Origin of the sequence: Sphingobium sp. OAS761, assembly GCF_024168485.1 — a bacterium.
Taxonomy (GTDB): domain Bacteria; phylum Pseudomonadota; class Alphaproteobacteria; order Sphingomonadales; family Sphingomonadaceae; genus Sphingobium.
On sequence record NZ_JALJVY010000007.1, the window covers coordinates 180,832 to 202,289 of the forward strand.

Annotated in this window: 19 protein-coding genes; 12 read left to right on the top strand and 7 right to left on the bottom strand. The window is 63.3% G+C overall.

Translation table 11 applies throughout. The features are described 5' to 3' along the window. Window positions 1–37: 37 nt before the first annotated feature. The 7 genes from cpaB to J3E64_RS11340 all read left to right on the top strand — a co-directional run bounded on the left by cpaB (window position 38) and on the right by J3E64_RS11340 (window position 7,131). On the top strand, window positions 38–1,051 hold the full coding sequence (gene cpaB, locus J3E64_RS11310; RefSeq protein WP_253342847.1) for a Flp pilus assembly protein CpaB: 1,014 nt from the start codon (window positions 38–40) through the stop codon (window positions 1,049–1,051). Window position 1,052: 1 nt separating this feature from the next. Continuing rightward, window positions 1,053–2,555 (top strand): type II and III secretion system protein family protein, encoded by a 1,503-nt coding sequence (locus J3E64_RS11315; protein ID WP_253342849.1) that lies wholly within the window; start codon window positions 1,053–1,055, stop codon window positions 2,553–2,555. Window positions 2,556–2,571: 16 nt separating this feature from the next. After that, complete coding sequence (locus J3E64_RS11320; RefSeq protein WP_253342851.1) at window positions 2,572–3,231, top strand: CpaD family pilus assembly protein; 660 nt, start codon at window positions 2,572–2,574, stop codon at window positions 3,229–3,231. A gap of 1 nt (window position 3,232) precedes the next feature. After that, window positions 3,233–4,525 carry a pilus assembly protein CpaE gene (locus J3E64_RS11325; RefSeq protein WP_253342853.1) on the top strand — a complete coding sequence of 431 codons (1,293 nt, stop codon included), beginning with the start codon at window positions 3,233–3,235 and terminating at the stop codon, window positions 4,523–4,525. A gap of 46 nt (window positions 4,526–4,571) precedes the next feature. Next, window positions 4,572–5,570: a type II secretion system F family protein gene (locus J3E64_RS11330; protein WP_253342855.1), complete on the top strand. Its 999-nt coding sequence runs from the start codon at window positions 4,572–4,574 to the stop codon at window positions 5,568–5,570. 19 nt (window positions 5,571–5,589) lie between these two features. Further along, window positions 5,590–6,579, top strand: a complete 990-nt coding sequence (locus J3E64_RS11335) for a type II secretion system F family protein (protein ID WP_253342857.1) — start codon at window positions 5,590–5,592, stop codon at window positions 6,577–6,579. Between the two features lie 132 nt (window positions 6,580–6,711). Next, window positions 6,712–7,131 carry a DUF2147 domain-containing protein gene (locus tag J3E64_RS11340; RefSeq protein WP_253342859.1) on the top strand — a complete coding sequence of 140 codons (420 nt, stop codon included), beginning with the start codon at window positions 6,712–6,714 and terminating at the stop codon, window positions 7,129–7,131. Between the two features lie 16 nt (window positions 7,132–7,147). Here the strand turns inward: J3E64_RS11340 and J3E64_RS11345 are convergent, their stop codons facing one another. From J3E64_RS11345 to J3E64_RS11365, 5 genes are all read right to left on the bottom strand, one after another. Next, complete coding sequence (locus tag J3E64_RS11345) at window positions 7,148–7,837, bottom strand: aspartate/glutamate racemase family protein (RefSeq protein WP_253342861.1); 690 nt, start codon at window positions 7,835–7,837, stop codon at window positions 7,148–7,150. 85 nt (window positions 7,838–7,922) lie between these two features. Beyond that, window positions 7,923–9,377, bottom strand: a complete 1,455-nt coding sequence (locus tag J3E64_RS11350) for an NAD(P)(+) transhydrogenase (Re/Si-specific) subunit beta (RefSeq protein ID WP_253342863.1) — start codon at window positions 9,375–9,377, stop codon at window positions 7,923–7,925. Further along, window positions 9,377–9,661 carry an NAD(P) transhydrogenase subunit alpha gene (locus J3E64_RS11355; protein ID WP_253342865.1) on the bottom strand — a complete coding sequence of 95 codons (285 nt, stop codon included), beginning with the start codon at window positions 9,659–9,661 and terminating at the stop codon, window positions 9,377–9,379. Before J3E64_RS11355 ends, J3E64_RS11350 begins: the two co-directional genes overlap by 1 nt. Window positions 9,662–9,747: 86 nt before the next feature. Then, window positions 9,748–10,869 (bottom strand): NAD(P) transhydrogenase subunit alpha, encoded by a 1,122-nt coding sequence (locus tag J3E64_RS11360; protein ID WP_253342867.1) that lies wholly within the window; start codon window positions 10,867–10,869, stop codon window positions 9,748–9,750. 36 nt (window positions 10,870–10,905) lie between these two features. Next, a complete protein-coding gene (locus J3E64_RS11365) occupies window positions 10,906–11,031 on the bottom strand; it encodes an aa3-type cytochrome c oxidase subunit IV (RefSeq protein ID WP_253342869.1) in 126 nt (41 codons plus the stop codon). Between the two features lie 151 nt (window positions 11,032–11,182). Between J3E64_RS11365 and J3E64_RS11370 the strand changes: the two genes are divergently transcribed. Together J3E64_RS11370 and J3E64_RS11375 are read left to right on the top strand one after the other, a co-directional pair. Further along, window positions 11,183–12,631: a sigma-54 dependent transcriptional regulator gene (locus J3E64_RS11370; RefSeq protein ID WP_253342871.1), complete on the top strand. Its 1,449-nt coding sequence runs from the start codon at window positions 11,183–11,185 to the stop codon at window positions 12,629–12,631. Between the two features lie 65 nt (window positions 12,632–12,696). Beyond that, window positions 12,697–13,323 carry a hypothetical protein gene (locus tag J3E64_RS11375; protein WP_253342873.1) on the top strand — a complete coding sequence of 209 codons (627 nt, stop codon included), beginning with the start codon at window positions 12,697–12,699 and terminating at the stop codon, window positions 13,321–13,323. A gap of 108 nt (window positions 13,324–13,431) precedes the next feature. Here the strand turns inward: J3E64_RS11375 and J3E64_RS11380 are convergent, their stop codons facing one another. Beyond that, window positions 13,432–14,742 (bottom strand): TetR/AcrR family transcriptional regulator, encoded by a 1,311-nt coding sequence (locus tag J3E64_RS11380; protein ID WP_253342875.1) that lies wholly within the window; start codon window positions 14,740–14,742, stop codon window positions 13,432–13,434. A 95-nt stretch (window positions 14,743–14,837) separates the two neighbouring features. Between J3E64_RS11380 and J3E64_RS11385 the strand changes: the two genes are divergently transcribed. The 3 genes from J3E64_RS11385 (at window position 14,838) to J3E64_RS11395 (ending at window position 20,419) form a co-directional block, all read left to right on the top strand. After that, on the top strand, window positions 14,838–17,159 hold the full coding sequence (locus J3E64_RS11385; RefSeq protein ID WP_253342877.1) for an arylsulfatase: 2,322 nt from the start codon (window positions 14,838–14,840) through the stop codon (window positions 17,157–17,159). A 55-nt stretch (window positions 17,160–17,214) separates the two neighbouring features. Continuing rightward, complete coding sequence (locus J3E64_RS11390; protein ID WP_253342879.1) at window positions 17,215–19,818, top strand: TonB-dependent receptor; 2,604 nt, start codon at window positions 17,215–17,217, stop codon at window positions 19,816–19,818. 262 nt (window positions 19,819–20,080) lie between these two features. Continuing rightward, a complete protein-coding gene (locus J3E64_RS11395) occupies window positions 20,081–20,419 on the top strand; it encodes a DMT family protein (protein WP_253343023.1) in 339 nt (112 codons plus the stop codon). A 6-nt stretch (window positions 20,420–20,425) separates the two neighbouring features. On the opposite strand, the gene queA is transcribed toward J3E64_RS11395, so the two are convergent. Next, a complete protein-coding gene (gene queA / locus J3E64_RS11400) occupies window positions 20,426–21,454 on the bottom strand; it encodes a tRNA preQ1(34) S-adenosylmethionine ribosyltransferase-isomerase QueA (RefSeq protein ID WP_253342881.1) in 1,029 nt (342 codons plus the stop codon). Between the last annotated feature and the right edge of the window lie 4 nt (window positions 21,455–21,458).

Sequence of the window (21,458 nt, forward strand, 5' to 3'; positions counted from 1 at the left end):
GGGGCAGTGCACCCACTTAAGGGAGGCGAATTTCGTCATGGATGCTAAGAAGATCGTGCTGCTGGTGGGAGCGCTCATCATAGCCGTCACTACGGCTCTGCTTGCGCGCAGCATGCTGAGTTCGTCCGGCACACCGCAGGTCAATGCCGCCTCGATGCCGCAGGAAGCCGACCAGCCGCATGTGCTGGTGGCCACCAAGGCGTTGCCGGTGGGGACCATCCTTGACGCTGAAAGCTTCCGCTTCCAGCCCTGGCCCAAGGATCTGATCGAGCAGGCCTATTATCTCAAGGGACAGGCCGATCCCGTCAAGCTGGCGGGCAGCGTCGTGCGCACGGCCATCACGGCCGGCCAGCCGCTGACGCAGGGTGCCCTGGTGAAGCCCGGCGATCGCGGTTTCCTGGCAGCCGCCCTGGGGCCGGGCATGCGCGCCGTTACAGTGCCCGTGTCGGCACAGAATTCGGTTGCGGGCTTCGTGTTTCCGGGCGACCGGATCGATCTGGTCCTGACGCAGAGCGTGAACGGCGGCGGCGAAGGTGATCCGCTCAAGGTATCCGAAACCATCCTGCGCAACCTGCGCGTGCTCGCCACCGACCAGCGCATGGATGCGATGGGCGCCGACGGCAAGCCGGAAGTGCGCACCTATTCCAACGTCACCTTCGAAGTGACGCCCAAGATCGCCGAGAAGATCGCTGTGGCGCAGACCATCGGTTCGCTGTCGATGTCGCTGCGCTCCATGGCCGACACGACGTCCGATCTCGACGCAGCCATTGCGGGCACGGATGTCGATTTGCCGGGCAACGCCAATCCGAAGGATGAAAAGGCGATCATCGCCAAGCTGGCGGCACGCCCGGTCGACCGCGGCTCCACCTATTCGACCGGCGCCGACGTTTCGCGCTACCAGCGCAGCAGCGTCCCAGCCAAGCCCGACGCCTCCATGCCGCCGATGGTGGCCGCCAATGGAGCACCCGTGGGCACCGTCGCCTTCAAGGGCCCCGTCATCCGGATCGCCCGCGGCACCAACGTGACCGAAGTTCCGGTCGGGGGGAAGTAAGATGAAGTCCATGCACAAATTCGCCGGTCCGGCGGTTGCGCTCGGCCTGGCAGTCGCGGCAGTCGCCGCGCCCACCAGCGCGGTGAATGCGGCGCCCTCCTCGGCGCAGGATAATGCCATCCTGCTGTCGGTCGGTGGGAGCAAGGTCATCAACCTGCCGTCAAAGATGTCGGACGTGGTGATCGCCGATCCCGACGTGGTCGACGTTCATGTCCGCTCGCAGAACCAGCTTTACCTGATCGCGAAGAAGCCGGGCGAAACCACCGTGTTCGCCACCGCATCGAACGGCAAGGTGCTGTTTTCGGGCAATGTCCGCGTCGGCAACAACCTGACCAGCATCGACGACATGCTGCGGCTGGCAATGCCGGGCGCGAATATCGCGGTCAACAAGATGAACGGAATGGTGCTGCTGACGGGCACGATCCAGGCGCCCGAGGACGCCGCGGAAGCCGAACGGCTGACGCAGGCCTTCGTCGGCAAGGACGTAACCGTTGTCAGCCGTCTTCGCATGGCGACGCCGCTCCAGGTGATGTTGCAGGTGAAGATTTCCGAAGTGGTCAAAGATGTCGGTCACAAGATCGGCACGAACTTCGCCAGCATTGATGGCAATGGCGGGAAGATTGCCGGCAACCTAGGTGGCGGCACGCGCAATTTCGCCGACTACACACGCGGCAGCGCTACCGAACCGGGCTACTGGACGTTCAACAATCCGCTGGATGGCAGCTATAGCCTCGGCGGCGTTGCGCGCATCCTGGGCATGGACATTGCCGGCGCGCTGGACCTTGCCGAATCGAGCGGCCTGGCCACCACGCTGGCGCAGCCGAACCTGACGGCGCTGTCGGGCGAGACCGCCAGCTTCCTGGCGGGCGGCGAATATCCCTACACCGTCAGCAACGGCACGCAGGGCAACAGCATCGAGTTCAAGCAATATGGCGTGCAGTTGGCCTTCACGCCGACCGTCCTGGCTGACGGCCGCATCTCCCTGCGCGTTCGCCCGACCGTTTCGAGCCTCGATTTCTCGATCAACGCCAACGTTCCTGCGCTCAAGAGCCGTACCGCCGAAACCACGGTGGAGCTGGGTTCGGGACAGGCTTTCATGATCGCCGGGCTGCTGAACAACGAAACGTCGAACAACATCAACAAGGTGCCGGGCCTGGGCAATGTCCCCATCCTGGGCAGCCTGTTCAAGTCGCGCCAGTTCCAGCGCAACGAAACCGAATTGGTGATCGTCGTCACGCCCTATCTGGTCAAGCCGATGAACGCATCGGACGTGCACCTTCCGACCGACGGCTTCCGCAATGCCAATGAGGCGCAGGGACTGCTGTTGCAGCAGGGTGCAGACGGCATCAGCGGCAAGAGGGGCGAAACGCCGCGCCGCATTCCCAGCGGCCCGGTGCCCGCGCCGGGACCACAAGCGACGGCATCACCCCTGCCGCCGATCGCCCGCGCCGAGCCCAAGGCGCCGGGCAAGGACGGCAAGGCAACGCCTGGCTTCAGCTTCTGACGGAAGGACGACCGACATGACTTCTTCTATCCCGACCCGTCTGTCCATCCGGACCCTTGGCGCATTGGCCGTGCTGGCGCTGCCGCTGACCGCCTGCGTCACCGACAGTCCCAATCGCAGCATGGAATCCGTCCATCAGCCGGTGGTCAGCTATGCTTCCTATACCTATGACGTGCAGGCTGGTCCCGGCGACACGCTGACGGCGCCCGAAGCCCGGCGCCTGGACGATTGGTTCACCTCGATCGACCTGGGCTATGGCGATCAGGTCGCCATCGTGTCGGACGGCTATTATGGCCCCGCCCTGCGCGACGGCATCGCCAATGTCGCCGCGCGCCGCGGCCTGCTTGTCGGTGAGGACAGTTCAGCCGCCGCCGGCGTCGCGCCGCAGGGCAGCGTCCGCCTGATCGTGCGTCGTGCAACGGCCAGCGTGCCGGGCTGCCCCGACTGGCGGTCGAAGGTGGAAACCGATCCTAGCCTTGGCACGTCGTCCAACTATGGCTGCGCGACCAACGGCAATCTGGCCGCCATGATCGCCAATCCCGAAGATCTGGTGCGCGGCCAGGTGTCGGACAGTGAATTGCGCGTCGCCACGTCCAACCGGGCCATTTCGACCTATCGCGAAAAGACTCCGTCCGGCTCGGGCGAGCTGAAGCAAGTGACGGCAGGAGGCCAGTAATATGAACGCACCCTGGAAACCGGGCATGAACGGTCAGCGCGACCCGTTCCACGCCTTCGTCTGCGACGACCACAGCTACGACATGCTGCGCGCTGTCGCGTCGGAACTGGGCTGGGCGCCCGAAAAGGTGAACAAGGGCGGCATGCGCAATGCGGTGCAAAGCCTGTCGATCACCGCCTCGCCCCAGATATTGTTCGTCGACATGTCGGAGAGCGGCGATCCGCTCAACGACATCAACAGCCTGGCCGAAGTGTGCGAACCCGGCACCGTCGTCATCGCGGCCGGACAGGTCAACGACGTGCGCCTCTATCGCGATCTGGTTGCCAGCGGCATTCAGGATTATTTGCTGAAGCCTTTCGGCGCGGACCAGCTGCGTGACGCGCTGACGCAGGCGCAGGCGGTGTTCATGGCGCCGCGCGACGCGGGACCGGAACGCCCGCACTGCACCGTCGCGGTGATCGGCACGCGCGGCGGCGTCGGCGCTTCCACCCTGGCGACTTCGTTGGCATGGCTGCTGAGCGAAAAAAAGAAGCGCCCCACCGCGCTGCTCGATCTCGACGTGCATTTCGGCACCAACGCGCTGGCGATGGATCTCGAGCCCGGCCGCGGCCTGACCGATGCGATCGAAAATCCCAGCCGCATCGATGGGCTGTTCATTGAACGGGCCATGGTGCGGGCAAGCGACACGCTGGCGATCCTGTCCGCCGAAGCGCCTATCAGTCAGCCGATGCTGACCGATGGCGGCGCGTTCTACCAGTTGCTGGAAGAATTCCGGCTGGCGTTCGAATGCAGCGTGATCGACCTGCCGCGCAGCATGCTGATCCAGCATCCGCATCTGGTGAGCGACGTGAATGTCGCCGTCGCCGTGACCGAACTGACGCTGGCAGGCGCCCGCGACACGATCCGCATCCTGTCCTGGCTGAAATCGAACGCACCCCAGGCGCGTGTCGTGGTTGTCGCCAACCGCGTGCAGCCCGGATCACCCGAAATCAGCCGCAAGGATTTCGAAACATCGATCGAGCGGAAGGTGGATGTCATCATCCCGTTCGATCTGCGCGTTGCGTCGCAGGCATCGAAGCTGGGCAAGACACTGGCCGAAACCGCCAAGGGCAGCAAGGTCGGCGCGGGATGCACGGCGATGCTGAACGAGGTGCTTGGCGCCGCGGAATCCGAAGAACCGGTCGCAGGCGGCAAGAACGCGGCGAAGAAGGGCGACTCCCTACTCGGCAAGTTCGACCTCAAGGGCATGATCGGGTCGCGTCGCAAGGCCAAGACGGCGGAACTGGAAGATTGACGGTGCGCGCCGCCTTCGTGGTGGCCGCCAAGAAGCGGGCGAACTGATGGACGGCAATATCATCCTGATCGCAATTCTGGCGATGACCCTATGCGGTCTGGTCCTGATCGCCTTTGCCGGCCCTTCGCCGGACAAGGCCCGCAAACGCCGTGTGGCGTTGATCCGCGGGCGTCATAGCGAATCCGCCGAGGCACTGCTTGAAGCCAGGATGCGCAAGGCCATTTCGAACCGGGCCACCGGCACCGAGCTGAAGATGCTCGTCTCCCTCGTACCCAATCCGGAAAATCTGGCCAAGCGTATCCGGATGACCGGCAAGAAATGGACGCTCAGTCAGTATATGACCGGTAGCGCCGTTATCTTCCTGGTCGTCACCCTGCTTCTGCTGACGCGTGGAATGCCGTTCCTGCTTGCCTTCATGGTTGGATTGCTCGCGGGTCTGGGCTTGCCCCACTGGTGGGTCGGACGACTGATCAGCAGGCGCATCAATCAGTTCAACGCCAAATTTCCCGACGCACTCGAACTGTTGACCCGCGGCCTGCGATCGGGCTTGCCGATCGCCGAAACCCTGACCGTGGTATCGACCGAAATTCCCGGCCCCGTGGGCGAAGAGTTCAAGCTAATCACCGAACGCATCAAGATCGGCCGGACCATGGAGCAGGCGCTCCAGGAAACTGCCGATCGCCTGGGCACGCCGGAGTTCCAGTTCTTCGTCATCACCCTGGCTATCCAGCGGGAAACGGGCGGCAATCTGGCCGAGACATTGTCCAACCTGGCCACCGTCCTGCGCCAGCGCGCGCAGATGAAGCTGAAGATACGTGCCATGTCGTCGGAATCGAAAGCTTCCGCCTATATTATCGGCGTGCTGCCGTTCCTGGTGTTCGGCATGATCTGTTACATCAATTACAATTATATGAGCCCCTTCTTCACGCCGGATCCGGCAGGGCTCTTCGGCCTGTCCACGATGCAGGTCATCGGCATCGGCGGCATGTGCTGGATGGGCATTGGCGCATTCATCATGGCCCAGATGGTCAATTTCGAAATCTGAGCGGGAGGGAAGAAAGACAATGGATGCGCCCACCCCCGCAGGCACGCTCTTCGGCCTGACCGCAACCGATTTCGGGACGCTGCTGGCTGCGCTCGCGACCCTGGCCGTACTGTTCGCGCTCTATGCCGTGATGACGGTACGCGATCCGATGGCCAAGCGCGTGAAGGCGCTCAACGAACGGCGCGAACAGTTGAAGGCCGGCATCACCGCTTCTACCGCCAAGCGCCGTGCCAGCCTGGTTCGCAAGAACCAGACGACCGACCAGATGCGGTCCTTCCTTTCCAGCCTGAAGGTGTTGCAGGACGACCAGCTCAAGGACGCGCAGATTCGTCTTGCGCAAGCGGGTATCCGATCGAAGGATTGGGCCGTCGCGGTCATCTTCGGTCGCATGATCCTGCCGATTCTGCTGGGCGGTCTTGCAGCTATCCTGCTCTACGGCGTCGGCATTCAGCCCGAATGGGGGCCGATGAAGCGCTTCTTCGCCTTCGCGGTGGTGCTGCTGCTCGCCTACAAGGCCCCGGACATCTACATCGACAACAAGGTGCAGAAGCGGTCCGCGATGATCCGCAAGGGTCTTCCGGACGCGCTCGACCTGCTGGTCATTTGCGCCGAGGCTGGCCTGACGGTCGACGCCGCGTTCAACCGCGTCGCGCGCGAACTGGGCAAGGCCTATCCCGAGCTGGGCGACGAGTTCCAGTTGACCGCGATCGAACTGAGCTTCCTGACGGAACGCCGCATGGCGTTCGAAAACCTGGCGACCCGCGTAAAACTGGACGCGGTGAAGGGCGTGGTCACGACCATGATCCAGACCGAAAAATACGGTACGCCGCTTGCCAGCGCGCTGCGCGTTCTGTCCGCCGAGTTCCGCCATGAACGCATGATGCGCGCGGAAGAAAAGGCCGCACGGCTGCCCGCGATCATGACAGTGCCGCTGATTCTCTTCATTCTGCCGACGCTGTTCGTCGTCATCCTGGGTCCGGCCGCCTGTTCGATCAGCACCGCTTTCTAAAAAAATCCGCGAGAAAGAGGGGACGCTGCCGTAGCGTCGCCTCTTTCCCGCGGAGGATCGTTCCATCCAGCCTACTGGACAGGGCGATTTTCATCCTATTTCATGGCGTCGATAATCATGAGAGAGGATCGCATGACACCCATTCGTATCGTCGCCGCCGTCGCGCTTGCCACGCTGGGCGCGTTGCCGGCCATGGCCGCGCAACCCATCACCGGTCGCTGGGCAACGGTCGACGGCAAGGCCATCGTCAATATTGCGCCCTGTGGACGGCAACTGTGCGGCCGGATCGAGAAAATCGTCAAGCCGACGCCCGGACGCCCGCAGACCGACATCAAGAATCCGAACCCCGCGCTTCGATCCAAGCCGCTGACCGGCCTCGCCCTGCTATCCGATTTCTCCGACGCCGGGGATCTGTGGAAGGGGACGATCTACGATCCGGAAAGCGGCAAGAGCTACAACAGCAAGGTCAGCCGCAACAAGGACGGGACGCTGAAGGTACAGGGCTGCATCGCCTTTTTCTGCAAGACGCAAACGTGGACGCCTATGCGATGAAGCGATACGCCCCCTGTCAGCCCAGGATGAATTCGACGCCTGCCTTGGCGTGAATGCTGGTGCAATCGTAGATCGGCAGGACATTGGCCTTCACGTCGACGATCAGTTCCAGTTCCGTGCAGGCCAGAACAGCAGCCTGCACGTCCTGCTTGGCGATGTCGGTCAGGGCGGTTTTCATGAAGCGTTCCGACGCCTTGTTGATCCGCCCCACCGACAGTTCGTCATACATGATGCTGTTGATGTGATCGGCCAGTCCGGCATCGGGCGGTAGCAGGGAGATGCCGTGGCCGACGAGCCGCTGGCGGTAGAATTTCTCCATCATGACATTGCGGGTACCCAGCAGCGCCGCACTGGTCACGCCGTCCGCCTTCATCGCCTGCCCCACGACATCGGCAATGTGAATGACGGGGATCGATACGGCCGCCTGCACCCGGTCATGGACGCGGTGCATGGAATTGGCGCAGATCAGCAGCGCACCCGCCTCCGCCGCTTCCAGGCGCCGGGCCGCCGCGACCAGCGGTCCGGAGGCGCAATCCCAATCGTCGTCGGACACACACCGCGCCACAGCGGCGAAATCCAGGCTCTCTATCGCCAACGGGGCGCTGTGCAGGCCGCCACGAGCGCGCTGCACGGCTTCGTTGATGATCTGGTAGTAGCGGGCGGTGGATGCCCAGCTCATGCCGCCGATCAGACCCAGTTTCCGCATTCCGTCCCCTTGCGCGCCAGAAAAGAAAAAGGGACGGCCGGGCGAACTGCCCCGCCGTCCCTTCGATGGTTAGGGGAAGCCCCCCTTAGTGGGCAAGCGCCTTGACGATTTCCTCGACCATCTTCTTCGCATCGGCCAGCAGCATCATCGTGTTGTCCATGTAGAAGACTTCATTGTCGACGCCGGCATAGCCGGCACCGCCCATGGAGCGCTTCACGAACAGCACCGACTTGGCGTTGGCGACGTCCAGGATGGGCATGCCGTAGATAGGCGAGCTCTTGTCGGTCTTGGCCGCCGGGTTGGTCACGTCGTTGGCGCCGATGACGAAGGCGACGTCGGCCTGACCGAATTCGCTGTTGATGTCCTCGAGTTCGAACACCTCGTCATAGGGCACGTTCGCCTCGGCCAGCAGCACGTTCATGTGACCGGGCATGCGGCCTGCCACCGGATGGATGGCATATTTGACGCTGACGCCTTCCTTCTTGAGCATGTCGCCCATCTCGCGCAGGGCATGCTGCGCCTGGCTGACCGCCATGCCATAGCCCGGCACGATGATGACGCTGTCGGCCTGCGCCATGAGGAATGCGGCATCCTCCGCCGAACCGCGCTTGTACGCACGGTCGATGGCCGCACCACCGGCACCGGAAGGACCGGCTTCGGATCCGAAGCCGCCGGCAATCACGGACAGGAAGCCGCGGTTCATCGCCTTGCACATGATATAGGACAGGATCGCACCCGACGAACCCACCAGCGCGCCGGTGATGATCATCGCCGTGTTGCCAAGGGTGAAGCCCATGGCGGCGGCGGCCCAGCCCGAATAGCTGTTCAGCATGGAAACCACGACCGGCATGTCCGCGCCGCCGATGGGGATGATCAGCAGGAAACCGATGATGAAGCTGAGGGCCGTCACGGTCCAGAATACCCAGGGGCTCTGATCGGTGACGAAATAGGCGATCAGGCCGAGGATGACTGCCAGCGTACCGAAGTTCAGCACATGGCGTCCCGGCAGCATGATCGGCTTGCCCGACATGTTGCCGTTGAGCTTCAGGAAGGCGATGACCGAACCCGAGAAGGTGATCGCGCCGATCGCCACGCCCAGTCCCATCTCGATCCGGCTGGCGTTGTGGATTTCGCCTGTCAGCGCATCCAGAATGCCGAAAGCACCGGGATTGAGATAGGCGGCGGCGCCTACCAGCACGGCGGCCAGGCCCACGAGGCTGTGGAACGCGGCGACCAATTGCGGCATCGCCGTCATCTCGATCTTGCGTGCGATGACAAAGCCGATGCCGCCGCCTACGACGATGGCGCCGATGATTTCCGGCAGGCTTACAACGTCATGCGTGTAGAGCGTCGTCCCGACGGCGATCGCCATGCCGGCCATGCCCATGCGGTTGCCCCGCCGCGACGAGGCCGGGCTGGACAAGCCGCGCAGGGCCAGGATGAAAAGGATGCCGGCGATCAGATAGGCAAGCGCGACGAAGGGCGACGCTGCCACCCCCTCCGCGCCGGCGGCTGCCATGGCGGTGATGGTCTGGAGCATCACTTGCGCTCCTTCTTCTTGTACATGGCCAGCATGCGTTCGGTGACCGCGAAGCCGCCGAAGATGTTGACGCTGGCGAAGACGACCGCGAGCAGGCCAAGAACCTTGGCGGCCATGCTGCCCGCTTCGGCCGATGCGACCAGCGCGCCGACGATGATGACGGAAGAGATGGCGTTGGTTACGGCCATCAGCGGCGTATGGAGCGCCGGCGTCACCGACCACACCACATAATAGCCGACGAAGCACGCCAGCACGAAAATCGACAGGATGGAGATGAAGTCCATCGTTCCTACTCCCTGTTCGCCCCCGTTCAAGGCAGAGGCGTTACCACGCGCGCCGTCCCCTGCGGACAGCCGCGCGCCCCATGCACTCAGCCCAGAAGCCGCTCGTTGACGACCTTGCCACCCTGCGTCAGGCGAATGGCATTGCCGATTTCCTCGTCCAGTACCGGCGCATTCTTTTCCTTGTCCCAGAAGGCGGACAGGAAATTGTAGAGATTGCGCGAGAACAGTGCCGACGTGTCGGCGGCGAGGCGCGAAGGCACGTTGCGATGCCCCACGATCTTGACGCCGTGGCGCTCGACCACTTCGCCGGCGACCGCGCCCTCGACATTGCCGCCCTGCTCGACCGCCAGGTCGACGATCACGCTGCCCGGCTTCATCGACGCCAGTTGCGCGTCCGAAATCAGGCGCGGCGCGGGCCGGCCGGGGATGAGCGCGGTAGTGATGACGATGTCCTGCTTGGCGATGTGGCTGGACACGAGTTCGGCCTGAGCCGCCTTGTACTCGTCCGACATCTCGGTGGCGTAACCGCCCGAACCCTCGCCTTCGATACCCTTGACGCTTTCGACGAAAATCGCCTTGGCACCAAGCGATTCTATCTGCTCCTTGGTGGCGGAGCGAACGTCGGTCGCCGACACCTGGGCGCCCAGCCGCTTGGCGGTGGCGATCGCCTGGAGACCCGCAACGCCCACGCCCATCACGAAGACCTTGGCGGCCGACACAGTGCCGGCTGCCGTCATCATCATCGGGAAGGCGCGGCCATATTCATAGGCCGCGTCGAGTACCGCCTTGTAGCCCGACAAGTTGGACTGCGACGAGAGGATGTCCATGGATTGCGCGCGGGTGATGCGCGGCATGAATTCCATCGCCAGCGCCTCGAACCCCGCAGATGCATAGGCATCGACGCGCGCGCGATCCCCGAACGGATTGAGGCCCGCCGCGATCCAGGCGCCCGGCTTCGCGCCGGCCAGGCTGGTCGGTTCGGGACCCTGCACGCCCAGGATGATGTCAGCGCCCGCCAACGTCGCCGCGCGATCCGCCACGACGGCACCGGCCGCCGCATAGTCGGCATCGGCGATGGAGGCGGTAAGGCCAGCCCCCTGCTCGACCGCCATTTCGGCACCCAGCGCCTTGAATTTCTTGACCGTTTCCGGTGTCGCCGCAACCCGGCGTTCGCCAGGCGCCAGTTCCTTAACCACTGCGATTTTCATTCTAACCTGCACCCCCTCTTATCGTCGGCCTTATATTCAGCTCGAAATCAGCAGCACGACGATGGCAGCGACGACAACGCTGGCGATAGTGCCCCATTTCATGAGGCCAACAAACGAATGATAGGTCTGGTTCGCGCTCTTCATTTGTCCCTCGGACGTCATACGCCTTCCCCTTCCTGCGACTGTGGCGGTCCTCTTATCCTGTCCCGCCTTCCCCCTCAACCCGAAGACGCACAAGAAAATCTTTTGCGGTTAAGCGCACTTTTACCGGCGCGCGCTAGCGTCATCCGCCTGTGGCAATCGAGGGGTAGGAATGGCGCGCGAGGGCGTACCGATGCTGATGCTGATCGACGATGAACCGGCGCAGAGACGGCTGGTGTCGGCGCTCGCCGCGCGCGCCGGCTGGCGCACCGTCTTCGCGGGCGACGGCGAAACCGCCATAGCGATGCTGGGCACGCAAGACGGCATGATGCTGGATGCGGTGCTGCTGGATCAGTGGAGCCCGGACTATGAACCGTCCGGCCTGATCCGCGAAATCCGAGCGCGTCGCCCTGCGCTACCCATCCTGATCCTGACCGCGCATAATAGTGTGGCCGTTGCCGTCGATGCCATGCGGGCGGGCGCGACGGACTATCTGTCGAAGCCCATTGCGCCCGACCGTCTGCTCGCGGCGCTCAACGCGACCTTGGCCGACGAAGCGGCGCGCGGCGAACTGCGTCCGTTGACGGAAAAGATCACCGCACCGCTGTCATTCGAGGATGTTGTCGGGTCCGCACCCCAATTCCGTGCCGCGCTGGCGATTGCGGCCAAAGCCGCACGCGCGCGCGTCCCTGTCCTGATCGAAGGCGAAAGCGGCGTGGGCAAGGACGTGATCGCGCGCGCAATTCACGCGGCCTCGCCCCGCTACCGGCAGGCGATGGTGACCGTCAATTGCGGCGCCATTCCCGCAAATCTGGTCGAATCGGAACTGTTCGGCCATGAACGGGGCGCCTTTACCGGCGCTTTCGACCGCCATGTGGGCAAATTCGCCGCAGCCGACATGGGCACCATCTTCCTTGACGAAGTCAGCGAGATGCCGCTCGACGCCCAGGTGAAGCTGCTTCGCGTCCTTCAGGACGGTGAAGTGCAACCGATCGGTGCCCGTCGCCCCCTCCACGTCGATGTTCGCGTCATTGCCGCGACCAACAAGCGCCTGTCGGAGGAGATAGAAGCCGGCCGCTTCCGTGAAGACCTCTATTACCGGCTGAATGTCGTGCAGTTGACGGTGCCGCCACTGCGCGAAAGGTCGGGCGACATCCCCGCCCTGTGCCGTCATCTGCTCGCCCGCATCGCGGGACAGCCCGGACTGCGCAGCCTGGGCCTGACCGACGAGGCGCTTGAACTGTTGATCAAGCACCCCTGGCCCGGCAATGTTCGCCAGTTGCAGAACGCCCTGTTCCGCGCGGCGGTGCTATGCGAGGGCGATGCGCTCACGCCCCAGGATTTCCCGCAGATCGCGACCCAGATCGCGGCCGGACAGGCCGCCGAACCGGTCGCGCTGCGGCCGCATGCGAGCGCGCATCCGCATCGTGACGGCGCCGGCATCACCCTGTTCGAGGGCGACGGCCATGTCCGCCAGCTCGCGGAGATAGAGGCCGATGTGATACGCCTCGCCATCGGGCACTACAGGGGACGCATGACAGAGGTTGCGCGCCGGCTCGGCATCGGGCGTTCGACGCTCTACCGCAAGCTGGCGGAGTTGGGAATCGACAGCGCGGCCTGAACCGGCCACCGTGCCCGTGCGGTTACGACGTTGAAATCTCGTTCCGCCTATGCTTTGGATCAGGGATGAAACATGGTCTGATCGTCGCGTGCCTCCCCGCCCTGCTGCTCGTTGGATGCGGCCGTGCCGAACCCGTAGCGGACATGCCGACCCAGGAAGAGCTGGCGGCCGCGGCCAATGCCGCCGCAGCCAATGCCATCGCGAATACGCAGGCCGCCGACGAGCCTGAAAATCGGACCTACGTCAATCAGGAGCGTGGGTTTTCCGTGACGCTGCCCGAAGGATGGCGCAAGGACGAACAGGCCAGCAACGCCGACGGCATCGTCTATCAGGATCCCGGCGCGGGCGCGGACGTCCGCATATTCTGGCAGAAAAACAACGACGACCAGACGTTGCAGCAGATCGTGGAGGCGGTGAGCAGCGGCGCCGAAGGCGTCGACGGCGATTTCGTGGGCGAAAACGAATATCGCGGCACGGCCAATGACGGCGAAGGCAACAATGTCGCGGTTCGCCTGCTGCGACGGCCGGACGGATCGATCGTCACCGCAACCTTCGTCTACCCCGAAATGCTGAGCGAACAATATCAGGGGATCGCCGAAAAATTGCTCGACAGCCTGCATGTTTTCGTCCCGAGCCAGAAAGACGTCCTGACCGACCCTGAAAGTCAGGCCGACAACGCAACCCGGCCCTGACACGGCCCTGTCGCCGTCAGTCTGGCAAGCTGGATCGCGACAAACCGCTTTTCCATTTCCGGCTTCGGACCGCCCGGCAGCGACGTCCGTCATGGCCGGATACTTCGCCTAACCGACGCCGACGTTGCCCATGCCATTGAGGAAAATGCGGACGGCGTCGATCTCGACCGACGGCGACATGCCGCCTGCGGACATGCTTTCCCGGAAAAGCGCCTGATTTCCGCGGATCGAGAGCAGGCGAAACTGTTCTGCCGCAAAGTCGACATGATCCACGCACAGCAATCCTTCGCGCCGCGCTTCATCGAATTTGCGCGATAACGCCGCGATTTCCCCGCGCCGGCTCAAGGCATAGATGCCGGAACAAAGGGCTGGGAACCTCTGCGCCTCGGCTACGGCCAAGCGAAGCAGCTTGATATTGTCATGGTCCCTGAACCGCATGTTCAAGATCCGCCCAGCGGCGCGCAGGGCCTCCTGAACATCGCCCGACAGCGCCAAAGGCTTGCGGGCGTCGTACAATCTCTGAGCATGCCAGAGCATCGTCTGTTCAAAGAGGATTTCCTTGCTCCTGAACTGGCGCAGGAGTGTCATTTTCGAAACGCCGGTCGCGTCCGCAATCATCTGGAGACTTGCCCGCAAATATCCGTGCTCCAGGAAAATATCGACGCATGTCTGCAACAGATCCTCGAACTGGTCGCGGGACAGGCGCATCCCCGCCGACCTGCGACGGTCATAAAGATCCGACATGTCGTCCACATCGATCTGCGGCAGTGCCAAGCCATCGCGGTGCGACGATACGCCAGCGCGCGCCCGGTACCCCCGGCGGAACAATGTCGAGACTGATTCCAGCCACGCCTGCTCAAGCGGTCCGGTCAACATGGGCAGGCCAACCACGTCCCAAAGGCCGTTGATCGACACGAAACCGAACGCGGTCTGGAAAAAGGATATGTCGACATCGCGCGAAAGCCCCGTCAGCACTTGCGTGTCGAAAAAATCCCGCAAGGGACCGGCTCTGCTTTTCCAGAGCGCGTGAATCGCGTCCGCCCGCTCGGGCAGGCGAGCCGCCAGTTCGATGCTGACGCGATAAAGGCCTATCATTTCGGAGGATAATGTCACCGACCGCACCCACCGGGCCAATTCGGCAAGGTCGGTCGACATGTCGCCCGCCAGACTGGGAAGCCCCACCGCCACATTGGCCCGCGCGGTCACATGGTCCACCGTGGTTTCCAATATCTCCGCCTTGGACGCAAAGAAGCCGTAGATCGTGGATTTGCTGACCCGAGCGCCGGCAGCGATCCGCTCCACACTCATCCCATCGAAACCATGTGCGAGCAATTCCCTGCTCGCCGCATCCAGGATCGCGTCGAGCGATGAGGGTTGCGGCCCGCTCGCGCGCTTCTCGACTGCTCCCGACACAACCATGCTCGCGCTTATCGGTTGCATCGGCGCTGGACGCAACCAAGTTGACCGATACGATACCATACTGTACTGTGCTCGAAAATATCAGGGAGGACAGGATGCGCAGGTGGAGCCGGTTTACGGCGTTGTGGACGACAGCGGGCCTTTCGCTGGCCACCGTCCAGGCAGCGGAACCCGATCGCACGAGTTTGCCGATAAGTTCACCGGCCTATTCCGGACGCTTGGGCGAAACATATCGCGATACCGATCCTCCCCAGCCACACAGGCCGGTGACCGCGCCTGCGGGGGCGCCCAACATCCTGCTGGTGCTGACCGACGATGTCGGCTTTGCTGCCGCCAGTACCTTTGGTGGGCCGGTCCCCACCCCAAATCTGGACCGCCTGGCCAGAAATGGGCTGCGCTATACCCGCTTCCATACGACCGCAATGTGTTCGCCGACGCGCGCAGCCTTGCTGACGGGCCGCAATGCACAGGCGGCACATAGCGGCATCGTGACCGATTCGGCGGATGGCTATCCCGGATATGACGGCCGCATTCCCCGCAGCGCGGCATCGATCGGCCGGATCCTGACGGCCAACGGCTACAACAGCGCATGGATCGGCAAGCATCACAATGTTCCTGCCAGCGACCAGGGGCCGGCAGGACCGTTCGACCTGTGGCCATCGGGCCTGGGCTTCGAACATTTCTACGGTTTCATCGGCGGCGATACCAACCAATGGCAGCCCCGCCTGTATCGCGGGCATGAAGCCGTCGCCGACCAGCCTCCGCCGGGAGAGACGCTGGATCATCTGCTGGTCGACGATGCTGTCAACTGGCTGCACCAGCAACAGGCCGCAGCACCCGGCAAGCCGTTTTTCCTGTATCTGGCCCCCGGCAGCGCGCACGCACCGCATCAGGCACCCAAGGCCTGGATCGACCGGTTCAAGGGCCATTTCGACGCGGGCTGGGATGCACTGCGCGAAGCCAGCCTGAAGCGTCAGATCGCCTCCGGGATCGCGCCGCCCGGGACGCGGTTGACGGCACGCCCCAGCGCCATTCCTGCCTGGTCCAGCCTGTCGCCCGACGAAAAGCGGGCCGATGCGCGGATGATGGAGGTCTATGCGGCGATGCTGGCATATCAGGATGCCCAGATCGGGCGGCTGCTGGACGAAATGGAGCGCATGGGCGTCGCCGAGGACACTTTGGTGATCTTCATCGAAGGCGACAACGGCGCGAGTGCCGAAGGAACCCCGGAAGGGTCCATGAACGAACTTGGCACCATGGCGAACGGGGTCAAGGAGAGTGCCGAGAGCAAGATCGCCGCAATCGACGAGATGGGTGGCCCGCGCAGCTATCAATTATTCCCGGTCGGCTGGGCCTGGGCGACCAACGCACCATTCCAGTGGACAAAGCAGATAGCGTCGCATCTTGGCGGAACCCGCAACGGCATGGTCATATCCTGGCCGGAAAAGATCCGCGAGACAGGTGGCGTTCGCACGGAATTCGGCCACGTCGTCGACATAGTGCCGACCATCCTGGAAGTTACGGGAATTCCCGCGCCCTCCTCTGTGGACGGGGTAACGCAGCAGCCGCTTGCCGGGGTCAGCCTGGCGTACAGTTTTGCAGCCAGCGCGAAGGAAAGGCCCCGCACCCAATATTTCGAAATGCTGGGCAATCGCGCGCTGTACCGCGACGGATGGTGGGCGAACACGGTACCGGCCCGGCTCCCGTGGACCCCCGTCGGTACAGCAAATTCGCCGGCCGACTATCGGTGGGAACTGTACGATCTGCGAAGCGACTTCAGCCAATCGAAGGATGTTTCCGCAGCGCATCGCGATCTGCTTGCGGACATGCAGCGCGCGTGGGCCGCGCAGGCCAGGGCGAACAATGTATATCCGCTGGACGACCGGCTTACCCGGTCGGGACCCGTGCCCGCCCCGCCGCGCAACCGTTATGACTATTGGGGCGCCGGCATCAGCGTGGCGCAACCGGCCGCGCCGGCGCTGGGTATAGGATCATGGACACTGGATACCGACATTGTCGTTCCGAACGACGGTGCGAGCGGCGCCATCGTCGCTACCGGCAGCCTGTTCGGCGGCTGGTCCTTCTACCTCGACCAGGGGCGGCCGACCGTCGTGCACGCCGCGTCCCAGCAAGAAGGCGACAGCTATCGGGTAGCGGGCTCCGTCCCCCTGAAGGCGGGGCCATCGCATCTTCGGTTTGATTTCAGATCGCGCGGCATGATGCGGGGCGGGTTCATGACCATCAGCGTCGACAATGCCATCGTGGCGCAAGGCGATATCGGCCGAACGGCGCTGTTCATGGCTGGCCTGGGAGAGACATTCGATACGGGCCGCGATACCGGCGCGCCGGTCGTCGATTACGGCGGTCCATCGGAATTCCCGGGTGAAATCCGGCATGTCGCAGTCCGTCGGAAATAGCGGGACAAGGCCCTGCCCAACCAGGGCAGAAGAACGAAACTCGGGGAGGAAGTTAATGAAATTCAGGACTTTTATGGTGTCTGGCGTGTGCCTGACCGCCGTCATGACAGGCGCAGCGATACCCGTCGCCGCGCAAACGACCCAGGAAGCGGCCGGCAATGGCGAAGCGGGCATTGCCGACATCGTAGTGACTGCCAATCGGCGCGAGGAAAGCGGCCAGCGCGTGCCCATCGCCGTCACCGTGCTGAACGCTGACGCACTGCGCCAGCAGGGCGTCGTGTCGAGCCAGGACCTGATGAGCAAGATCCCCTCAGTCGTGGTCGGCCCCAACGCGACCCAGCGCAGCGCCGAAGCCGTTACCATTCGCGGTCAGGGTCAGACCAGTCTGGCCGCGCCAGGCGTGGTCAAATATTTTGACGAAGTGCCGCTGATCACGGGCGCGGCTATTGGCAACCAGGGCGGTCCCGGCACCTTTTTCGACGTGGGGTCCGTTCAGGTTCTGCGCGGACCGCAGGGGACCTTGTTCGGCCGCAATACAACGGGCGGTGCCTTGCTGATTTCGCCGACGAAGCCGGTAGACCGCGCGGAAGGTTATGTGTCTGCGCAAATCGGCAATTATCGTGACCGAGAATTTGAGGCGGTCGTGAACGCACCGGTTGTTCCCGATCGGCTGTTCGTGCGCGTCGGATTTAATCAGGTCGACCGTAACGGCTTCACGCGCGACGTAGGTGTCGACGATTTAAAGTTGTCCCTGCCCTTTCAGGGCCCGGGCTTCACCACAGCGGTTCTGCCGGGAATGCTGCTGCCCGGCAATTTCCGCAACACCGGCATCGCGAACCTGCCCGGCGTCGACAATGCCCGCTCTGGATATGCCGGCAAGGATTATGACGACAGGCATTATACCAACGTCCGGCTGGGGGTCGTGTGGAAGCCGGCCGAAGGCGTCGAAAACTATTTTCAGGCTTTTTATACCAACGCCCACAACAACGGCACCGGTCAGGTGCTGACCGCGGTGCGACCCAATGGCACTTCGCTGATCAACCTGATTTCGAACGCCTATGGCGGCAACGGTACGTTCCTGCCTTTGCCAAACGCGGACGTGGCTGCCTATCTGGCCCGTCAGCAGGCCATGGGACCGCGTCGTGTATCCCTGAACAACGACCAGTTCGAAAAGCTTGAAGTCTGGGGCCTCATCGACACGCTGAGCGTCGACCTGTCCAGTTCGCTCACATTCCGCAATATCGTCAGCTATCAGCGCATGACGCAAAATTATGCCTGGGACCTGGACGGGTCCTATTTTCCCGTGCTGGGACAAGTGCCCGGATATGTTCTCCCCCCGCGCGCGGGAACGGCCATGCCCGCCGATTTTCCGGCGGACAGCTACGTCGCCGGGACGGCGACGCGCATAACCGACCTTAGCCAGGTAACGGCCGAACCGCAGCTTCAGGGACGGCTGTTCGACGACCAGGCGACATTCGTGCTGGGCGGCTTCTATTCCTATGTCCGGCCGCAGGGCCCGCAAGGCATCGGAAGTTACAACGGTGCCACATTCGGAACTACCGCCTTTGCCGTCCGTACCCGGAGCAAGGCAGTCTACGGCCAGACCAGCATCGACCTGGGCCTGCTCGCGCCTTCGTTGAAGGACCTCAAGGTAACATTGGGAGGGCGGCAGACCTGGGACGAAACACGCGGGTCCCGATCCGCGCCCAGCTTCTACAATATTCCGTTCGCAACGGCTTCGCTCGACAGTTCCGCCTTCACCTGGAATGTCGGACTGGATTATCGGGTAACGTCCGGCATCCTGCTCTATGGCAAGGCGAGCAAGGGCTATAAAAGCGGGGGCTTCAACTTCCTTGCCGTCAGGGCCGAAGGGCTGACCTATCAGCCCGAACATGTCCGCAGCTACGAAATCGGCATGAAAACCGACTTTCGCCTGGGCGCCATGCCCGTCCGTCTCAATCTCAACGCCTACAATCTCGACTATAAGAATATTCAGCGCGCATTCGGGGATGCGGTGGCCAGCGCGAACCCCCAAACCGGGCTGGACCAAGGTCAAATCACCTATAATATCGGCGGCGCCCGCATCCGCGGCATCGAACTGGAAGCCAGTATCAAGCCGTTCCCCGATGTCACGATCAGCGGCAACTATGCCTATACGAAGGGCAAATATACCGACTACAAGCTGGGCGTGGCGTTCGACCCGCTCGCACCGGTCAAGGATACCTGCAACGGTCCCGTGACGCTGACGCCGGCCGGCCCGAACATTGTCGACCTGAACTGCATTCCGTTTTCCAACGTGGCCAAAAACCAGTTCAGCGTGAATGGCCGATACGAAAAGCCCCTTCCCGGTGTCGCGGGCATATTGGCATTCTCGATCAATTATAGCTGGATGGGACCGCGGTACCAGACACCATCCTCGACCCCTGCGGACGAACCGTTCGGCCGGCTGGAATCCTTTGGGCTGCTGGGTGCGGGCGTGGAATGGAACGGGATCATGGGAACGAGACTGGATGCCCGTATCTTCGGCACCAACCTGACGAACAAGGTATATCGCATCAGCAGCGCGCCGGGTTACAGCACGTCTCTGGGCTATGTCACCAGCATCTATGGCGAGCCGCGCATGTATGGCCTCAGCTTGCGATATCATTTCGGAGAATGACAAGCACCGGGTCATCCTTCGACCGGAAGGGTGACCGGCCACCGCTGTCGGCGCCATGTTCGGCGGTCGCGACGGGGAGCGCGGTGGCTGGAGCAGTCAGAGCCATGCCGGCAGCACCAGCACCAGGCTACGGCAGGCGCGAGCGGTAATACCTCTTCCCAAGGATCGGAAAGGCCCGGTGGAGACGCCGGGCCTTTCATGCGCGCTTGCCTTCGCGATGCGGCCGGCCCTACAGCAGCGCCTTCCCCCTGCCGAGCGCGCCATGCCCACCATATTGCTCCTGATCGTCTCCAACCTGTTCATGACCGTCGCCTGGTACTGGCATCTCAAGGGCGGGATGGAAAAGCCGATCCTCCTCGTCATCCTCATCAGTTGGGGCATCGCTTTGTTCGAATATTGCCTGGCGGTACCGGCCAACCGCATCGGCTACGCCCATGGCTGGACCGCGGGACAGCTCAAGGTTGCGCAGGAAGCGATCGCGCTCATCATCTTCGGCGGGTTCATGGTGACAGTGCTGGGCGAACCGCTGCACTGGCGCCATTTCGCCGCGTTCGGCTGCATCATGGCGGCGGTGGCGTTTCTGTTCGTGGGTCGGAACTGAGCGGCATCAGGGAAGAAGCAGGCTGGAATCCCCATAGCTGTAGAAGCGGTAGCCGCCCGCGACTGCATGGGCATAGGCCGCCTGCATCCGCTCCCGCCCCATCAGTGCGCTGACCAGCATGAACAGCGTCGACCTGGGCAGGTGGAAATTGGTCATCAGCCCATCCACCGCCCGGAACCGATAACCGGGCGTGATGAAGATGCGGGTGTCGGCCTCGAAGGGGCGTATGACGCCATTTTCATCGGCGGCACTTTCCAGAAGCCGCAGAGAGGTCGTCCCCACCGCGATTACGCGACCGCCAGCAGATCGGGCCGCGTTCAAACGGTCCGCTGCGTCGGAATCGATGCACCCCCATTCGGCATGCATGCGATGATCGTCGGTATCGTCCGCCTTCACCGGCAGGAACGTGCCCGCCCCCACATGCAGGGTCAGCGTTTCGGTCACGATACCCGCATCTGAGAGTGCCGCCATCAGCGTCGGCGTGAAGTGCAACGCGGCAGTCGGCGCAGCGACGGCCCCTTCCTGACGCGCGAACATCGTCTGATAATCGCTCAGATCGCGCTCGTCGGCCGGACGCTTGCTGGCAATATAGGGGGGCAATGGCATCCGCCCCGCCCTTTCCAGCAATATCTCGACCGGCTCGTCACCTTCGAAAGACAAGGTGACGCCGCCATCGGCATCGCGCGCACCGGCAATCGCCGTCACGTCCGACCCGAAGTCGATCCGGTCACCGGCGCGCACCCGCTTCGCATTGCGAAGAAAGGCCTGCCAATCGCGCGTCCCGAGCCGCTTGTGCAGGGTCGCGCCGATCCGGGCCTCGCCGCGCGTGCCCTCCAACTGTGCGGGGATCACCTTGGTGTCGTTGAACACCAGCACATCGCCGGCCCGCAGCAACGAAGGAAGATCGCGCACGACGCGATCCGCAAAAGCGCCGCCCCCCGGGACCAGCAGCAAGCGCGCCGAATCGCGGGGATCGGCGGGCCGGAGCGCTATATTCTCCGCAGGCAGATCGAAATCGAAAAGATCGACGCGCATGACT